Below are 6,955 nucleotides of genomic sequence, written 5' to 3' on the forward strand. Positions count from 1 at the left end.
TTTTCGGGGTCGCGCCGTAGGAGCCGTGATTCAAAAAAACGGCTTGCGGATCCAGTCCCCACAAGGAGCGTTCGCAAAGTGGCGCACAAGCACTGAGGGCAGCGCCAAAGTGGGGAGAAGTGGATCCCAGGTTGGAGAAGAAAGGCATGGTTCACTCCCTCTGTCCCTGGACGATGCAGGAAAAAGATGGGGGAATTGCTGCGATCTGTGTGAGGGGTTTGCTCAGAAATCCGAAGATATCAACACCTATCAACACCGCTGATGTGGAGACCAATGGCATCTCGGCTGAATGTCAGAACCTAAGGCTCTTTGAGACGGATTCTCTTAGGTTGATCTATTGGCCGTCACCCAATTCTGGGCCGAGATCCGAGATAGGGGCAATTTTGCTGAGCTTGATTTTAGGGTTGCTGGCAGCAAATTGCTGTAAAGTCCACTCGTTCTTAAACAGAAGAACGGGCCTGTCTTGAATGTCTTTAACAACTAGGGTGTTAAACAAGCTGGGGATGTTCTCCAGCGCCTTCCAGCCATTCTCGACCCAGCGAGCCAGTGTGTAGGGCAACATCTCCAGTCGGGTTTCGACGTTGTATTCACTTTCAAGGCGATACTGCAAAACCTCAAACTGCAACTGGCCCACCGCTGCCACAATCGGATCCCGTTTGGAATCGTCGATAGAGTACATGATTTGCACAGCCCCTTCTTCCCGCAGTTCCGCTACCCCTTTCTGGAACTGCTTAAACTTGGAAGGATTGGGATTTTTCAAGTAGGCAAACAGCTCAGGAGAAAAGCTAGGGATCCCGGCGTAGCGCAGCTTCGGGCCGGTGTAGATGGTATCCCCAATGGTGAAGATGCCGGGATTATTCAGGCCGATCACATCCCCAGGGTAAGCTTCATCGATGGAGATGCGCTCTTGAGCAAACAACTTCTGGGGATAAGATAGGCGAATGGGACGATTGAGGCGGGCATGGTTGACCACCATATCCTTCTCAAACTTGCCGGAACAGATGCGCACAAAAGCAACGCGATCCCGATGGCGGGGATCCATGTTGGCCTGCAGTTTAAAGACGAAGCCCGTAAACTCAGGATGTTCGGGCGGGATTAGCCCAGCAGTGCTCTCGTGAGGCATTGGCGGTAAGGAATACTCCAAAAATGCATTGAGGAAAAGCTCCACCCCAAAATTGGTCATGGCACTGCCGAAAAAGACCGGGGTTTGTTTGCCGGAATGCACTTGTTTTAGATCCAAGGTGGGCATGAGACCATCCAGCAGTTCCAGCTCTTCCTTGAATTGGTAATACAAGTCCTTGTCGATCAACTCCTCAATTTGCGGATCCCCAAGTTTAATAACGGTATCTTGAACTTTTAGCCGCCCCCCAGATACCCGCTCAAAGAAATGAAACTCCTGAGTCCGACGGTCAAATAGGGCAGTAAACCGCTCGCCTGAGCCAATCGGCCAGTTGACAGGATAGGGCTTGAGGCCCAGTTCCGTCTCAATTTCATCCATCAGCTCCAAGGGATCCCGGCTTGGGCGATCCATCTTGTTGATAAAGGTAAAAATCGGTAGTCCCCGCATCTGACACACTTCAAACAGCTTGCGGGTCTGGGTTTCCAACCCTTTGCCGGCATCTTCCAGCATCACGGCATTGTCAGCCGCTGCCAGGGTGCGATAGGTGTCTTCGCTGAAGTCCTGGTGGCCGGGAGTATCCAGCAGATTGAGACGAATGTTGCGGTAATCAAATTGCAGGACGGTAGAGGTGATGGAAATACCCCGCTGCTTTTCCAGTTCCATCCAGTCGGAAGTGGCCCGCTTTTGCGCCCGACGGGCCTTCACAGCTCCCGCTTCTTGAATGGCCCCCCCGTACAACAGCAGCTTTTCGGTGAGGGTGGTCTTCCCGGCATCGGGGTGGGAAATGATGGCAAAGGTACGCCGTTGCTCTACAGCTTTGGTCAAATCAAGATCTTTCATCAACTGTTGCCGCTCCACTACAACCTGGTCGTTTTAAAGAAGATGACGTTGCAATGCTGTCCCCTAAACGATGGGAGAAATAGGGAGAAGATAGAAAAACAAAAGTGAGAAGTAGGGTGAATAATGCACTTGATGATAATGGGCTTGGGTTGCCGCCAGGTAGCGAGGGGGAGAGAGCACAGGCCGAAAAGCGCGAAAAGCCAACAGAACCATTTTGACCCTAGCACAGGAACAGGGATCCCTGTTGTCTGGCATACTGGCGGAGATCTTGAGGGGGAATTTCCCAGGCCAACCGGCCAGAACTCAAAGCAGATGCTGCTCGTTGTTGTTGCGCAACGCTGACGTGAAGAGCAGTTGCTCAATCGTGGCAATGGTGAAGTTTTGGCTGATCACCAGCCGCTCGACGCGAATGCGGTGGGCTTGCAGGAGGCAATCTTGCTGCAAGGGCTTGGGCAATTGTTCCCAATGATCCAGCAGGACTTCCAGCAAAATCTCGCCCGGTAGCCCGGTGGCGCTTTCCAGGGATCCCAGCTTTTCTACCCTCTCGGCAGACCATTTGAGGGTAAGCTTTTGCAGGCCCAGTTGTGCATCCAGAGCCTCGCGGGGATCCGACTGGGCACCCTGCCCATTGGGGGTGCCATTGCGGCGAACCCCATTGTCGGTGCAAGCAGTAGCAGGGGGCAAAAGCTCGGCTGGCTTTTCAGTTGGCAGCGAAGTATTGGCCCATTTGGCCAGACTGACCTGGGGTGGGGAGACAACCCTTTCCACCTCGACCGGAGCGGGCGACAAGTTGGACAAGGGATCCGCATCCCGAGAAGGAGCTTCAGGTGGGGAGAGCACACCGGCCAGGAGAGGAATCGGCCCTAGCTCTGGCGGGGTTGTGGGGCACAGACGGGACGAGGCCGCGAGAGATGGATCGGGCTCAACATCTAATGCCGCAGGGTGAGGCAGATCCAGGGAATCCGTCCCCCTGTTGTCCTCTGGACGGTGCGGAGCCTCAACGCCATCGGCAGCCGTAGGTGCAGGTTCCATCGGCTCTGGCTGCTTATTCACCCCCATGCGCGAGAGCAAATCTGCCTTGGTGGGGCCGGTGGGCAATTTTTTTTTGGGAGGCTTCTTGGCGGTAGCCATGTTAGCGGGCCTCCAACACAGCCTTGAGGACCTCACGATAAGGTTGGGCCAGGAGATCTTCCCCCGCCTCCGCCAAGGACCAGCCCATGCTGTTGGTTTGCTGCACCACTGTACTTTGCCGCACCGGCGTGAAAATGGGGATCCCTTGCATCATTTCCGCCAAGGCTTCCACTGCGGCCCGCGACATTTTGGTGCGGTTGTTGCCCACCCACTGTTCCCGTGTGGGGAGCACCCCCAAAAACTTGGGCACATGAAAATCCAGCTCTTCCAATTCTTTCAACAGCACCAGGGTACTTAGGGCCCCCATCACCCCCTTTTGGGTACATTCCGTCGGCACCACCAGCAGATCGGCGCTGAGAATGCTGTTGTAGGTGAGCAACCCTTTCGAGGGGGGGCTGTCGATGACCAAAAAGTCATACTCCGGCAAAATCGGTCGCAAAGCCCGCTTCAAAAACAGCTCCCGCCCCGGCTCCATTACGATCGCATCCATAGCCCGCGAGAGACTGTAATCGCTGGGGGCCAACCACAGCCGCTCCTGGCGATCCTCATTCAACGGCGGACGGATAATCTCCCGAATGTGAACCCGATCCGCCCCCGGCAAAATCGTCTCGGCAATGGTGGCCGACTCCGACAGATCCGTCCAGCCCATCCACTGGCTCAGGTTGCCCTGTGGGTCAAAGTCAACAGCCAGCGTCTTGCCATGCTCGGCCAGCATGATGGCCAAGTTGAGGGCGGCTGTGGTCTTTCCGGATCCCCCACTCAAACAGGCAACGGTGATGACAAGCGCCGTTCTGCCAGACATGAGTTATCCCCTCGTAGCCCATCCCCTAACACTATAGCTAGGGTTAAGCAATGGTGTTCACACCTCTAATGGGGATTCCGCCACTGGGGATGGCCTGCGGGGATCCATCCGCTCTTTTCAATCCTCAGAGGGAAGACACAAACCGGTGCAGCCGCTGCAGCCCTTTTTCGAGGGTGGTGCGATCGGCAGCATAGGAAAGGCGAATGTAGGAATCTGCCCCAAAGGCTACCCCCGGCACAGCAGCCACGTGGTGTTCCTTGAGCAGCTGCCGGCAAAACTCCACCGAACTTAACCCGGTTTGGCCGATGTTGACAAACACATAAAATGCACCTTCTGGCTCCGGGCAAGTCACCCCCGGCAAGGTGCGGATCCCGTCCAGCATCAGATCTCGCCGCTGCCAGAATTCTTGGCGCATTTTTTCCACAGCTGCTGCCGATAGGGGGCTGGTCAGGGCTTCCAGAGCACCGTACTGGGCGAAGGTGCAGACATTGGAGGTGCTGTGGCTTTGCAGGTTGATGGCCGCCTCAATGATGGGCTTGGGCCCGGCCAAGTAGCCCACCCGCCAGCCGGTCATGGCGTAGGCTTTGGCAAAGCCACTGCTGAGAATCAGGCGCGGCATCAAGTCAGGGCAAAGGGATCCCAGGCTGATGTGGCGGGCTTGTCCATAAACCAGCTTTTCGTAGATCTCGTCGCAGATCACGTACAGGTTGGGGGCCGAGAGGATCACCTCTGCCAGAGCTGCCAGCTCGTGCCGGTGGTAAACGGCTCCGGTGGGGTTGGCCGGCGAGTTGAGAATCAGCAGCTTGCTGCGGGGGGTGAGGGCCTGGCGCAGTTGGGCGGCGGTGAGCTTGAACCCCTGGGCCTCTTCCGTCTGCACCTGCACAACCTTTGCCCCTGCCAAAATGGCAATTTCGGGGTAGCTGACCCAGTAGGGAACAGGCAGGATCACTTCATCGCCGGGATCCAGCAGCACCATGGCCAGGTTAAACAGGGTTTGCTTGCCGCCGTTGCTGATCAGGATTTGGTCGTGGCTGAACTCCAGGCCGTTTTCCTGCCGCAGCTTATCGGCCACTGCTTGGCGAAGGGCGGGGATCCCAGCGGTGGGGCCGTAGCGGGTTTTGCCATCTTCCAGAGCACGGATGGCCGCGGCCCGAATGTGGTCAGGTGTATCGAAATCCGGCTCGCCTGCGCTCAAGCTACACACATCCAGCCCCTCTGCCTGCATGGCTTTAGCCAGAGCCGAAATGGATAGCGTGGGGGAAGGGGATAGATGGGCGACCCGTTGGGACAAGCCGGCAGCAGACACCATCGGTTGGGAAGCTCTTTGGTTTATTTTAAGGTTCTCAAGCAGGGCCAATCTAGATAGCTAGGCTACTGCGGTCAACAGGCGGGTACCATCCACCAACAGCAGTTTGTTGCCCTCTCGCTCTGCCAACAGATCCCAAAACTCGCCCGCCACAGCTCCGGGCAAGAACCCTTCCAAGCGCAATTGCAGAGGAGCAAATTGCTTGGTTCCCTGGGGCTTGCGCCGCACGGTCACCTCAACAAAGCCATCGTGGGGCTCGACAATGCCGCGGATGTTAAAGCCTTCCTCTGTGTCCTCAGGGGCAGGCAAAAACGGTTCTTCTTCCCACTCTGGGTCTTGCTCCTCTTCCGGCAGGGCCAGGATGCGGATGATGCTCAAGCCCAAAGCCCCCCCTGAACGCGGCTGCGGCTGCACGTAGTACCAGTAGGTATGGCCGCTCTTGATGCAGTGCTCGAAGGGGCCGAGAAGCTCGGCGCGTCCGGGGGTAGCCGGATATTCTGCTCCGTCAGAGGCAACCAAGGTTGCCTGCGCATAAGTCTTGGGGATCGATTTCAGGGATCCCTTAATCAGGCCCAAAGCGCGGAACTGGTAGGGGTGGGCGGGAGGAGGCAATGGGTTCATGGCGGCCAGATCTTGGAAAGCCAGGGAAGTAGAGTCCATCATCTTATCCTATGGCGATCCTCAGATTGGAATATCCAGGGCTTTCCTCAGCATCGCCTCCAGCTCATCGCCCTGCCGACTTGCGCACCGCGATCAAGCTGCTGGTGGTGCCCAGAAAAACCCCCATCCCCAACAACATCGACGGCAAGAGCCAAAACTCCAGTTGGCTGCGATCTGCCTGCATCACCTTGAGGAAGGGCAAGGCAATCAACTGCTCCAGCAGCTCCTGCAGCAACTGCTGGGATCCCAAGATCAATCCCCAAGCTCCCACTGCGCTGATCACCCCAAACAGGCACCCTTGCAAAATAAAGGGCAAGTAAATCCAGGCTGCCGTCGCCCCCACCAATTGCATCACCTCGATCTCCCGCCGCCGCGCCATGACGATGAGGCGAATGGTGGTGGTGATGACCGCCACCGCTGTCAGGGCCAACACGCCGGTAATGGTCAGGGATCCCAGCCGTAGCATGTCCTGGAGCTGGGACAGTTGCTCCACAATGCGGTCGCCGTAGTAGACCTCATCCACCCCTTCCAGTTGGCGAATCTGCTCCGCCACTTCCCCCAAGGCTTCGGTGGAATCCGCCTTAACCCGCAGAGCATCCACCAAGGGGTTCTCCCCCAACTGGGTTTCCATGGCCGCCTCGTCTTGGATCCCCATTTCCAGCAAAAGGTTGCGCCAAGCCTGGTCTTTGGTGATGACCTTCACCTCGGCCACATGAGGCAGTTGGGCAACCTGGGGTTGCAGCTCCACCCCCTGCCGTTCCGGCTCCAAGTAGACGGAGATCTCCAGTTGTCCTCCCAGCGACTGCACCGTGGCATCCACGCCCCAGGACAGCTCAACGCCGATCCCCACCAGGAACAGCAACACCAGCAGGGTGCTCACAGCGGCCCAGTTCAGCCAGCCCCCCCGCCGCAACCCCAAAAAAGTCTCCTGTAGGAGATAGCGAATTTTATTGAGAAGTCGGGAGAGAGATTGCATGCTGTTCTCCATCCAACAATCAATGGGCTCAGACCCTTGCCCCCTGGAGCTCAACAGAGCCTGTGGAGAGCAAAATAGGGATCCCGGCAGCCCTCAGCGCAGATCATACAGGCGCCCTCC

The 6,955-nt window shown here is 57.1% G+C and carries 6 protein-coding genes; all 6 read right to left on the bottom strand.

Features of this window, described 5'->3' with window-relative positions; all coding sequences use genetic code 11:
- Positions 1-334 precede the first annotated feature (334 nt).
- The gene (locus NW815_RS10495) at positions 335-1,960 is read right to left on the bottom strand and encodes a peptide chain release factor 3 (protein WP_414389608.1); all 1,626 of its coding nucleotides are present in this window, start codon (positions 1,958-1,960) and stop codon (positions 335-337) included.
- A 303-nt stretch (positions 1,961-2,263) separates the two neighbouring features.
- Positions 2,264-3,091, bottom strand: coding sequence for a hypothetical protein (locus NW815_RS10500; protein WP_414389609.1), 828 nt, complete (start codon positions 3,089-3,091; stop codon positions 2,264-2,266).
- A gap of 1 nt (position 3,092) precedes the next feature.
- Entirely contained in the window at positions 3,093-3,893 is an 801-nt protein-coding gene (locus NW815_RS10505; protein WP_011433472.1) for a ParA family protein, read from the bottom strand.
- Between the two features lie 124 nt (positions 3,894-4,017).
- On the bottom strand, positions 4,018-5,202 hold the full coding sequence (locus tag NW815_RS10510; protein ID WP_414389611.1) for a pyridoxal phosphate-dependent aminotransferase: 1,185 nt from the start codon (positions 5,200-5,202) through the stop codon (positions 4,018-4,020).
- A 57-nt stretch (positions 5,203-5,259) separates the two neighbouring features.
- Entirely contained in the window at positions 5,260-5,862 is a 603-nt protein-coding gene (locus NW815_RS10515) for a hypothetical protein (RefSeq protein ID WP_238376736.1), read from the bottom strand.
- A gap of 61 nt (positions 5,863-5,923) precedes the next feature.
- On the bottom strand, positions 5,924-6,835 hold the full coding sequence (locus tag NW815_RS10520; RefSeq protein WP_414389612.1) for a cell division protein FtsX: 912 nt from the start codon (positions 6,833-6,835) through the stop codon (positions 5,924-5,926).
- Positions 6,836-6,955: the final 120 nt, after the last annotated feature.

It is taken from the genome of Synechococcus sp. R6-7 (genome assembly GCF_047461695.1).
Lineage (GTDB): Bacteria > Cyanobacteriota > Cyanobacteriia > Thermostichales > Thermostichaceae > Thermostichus.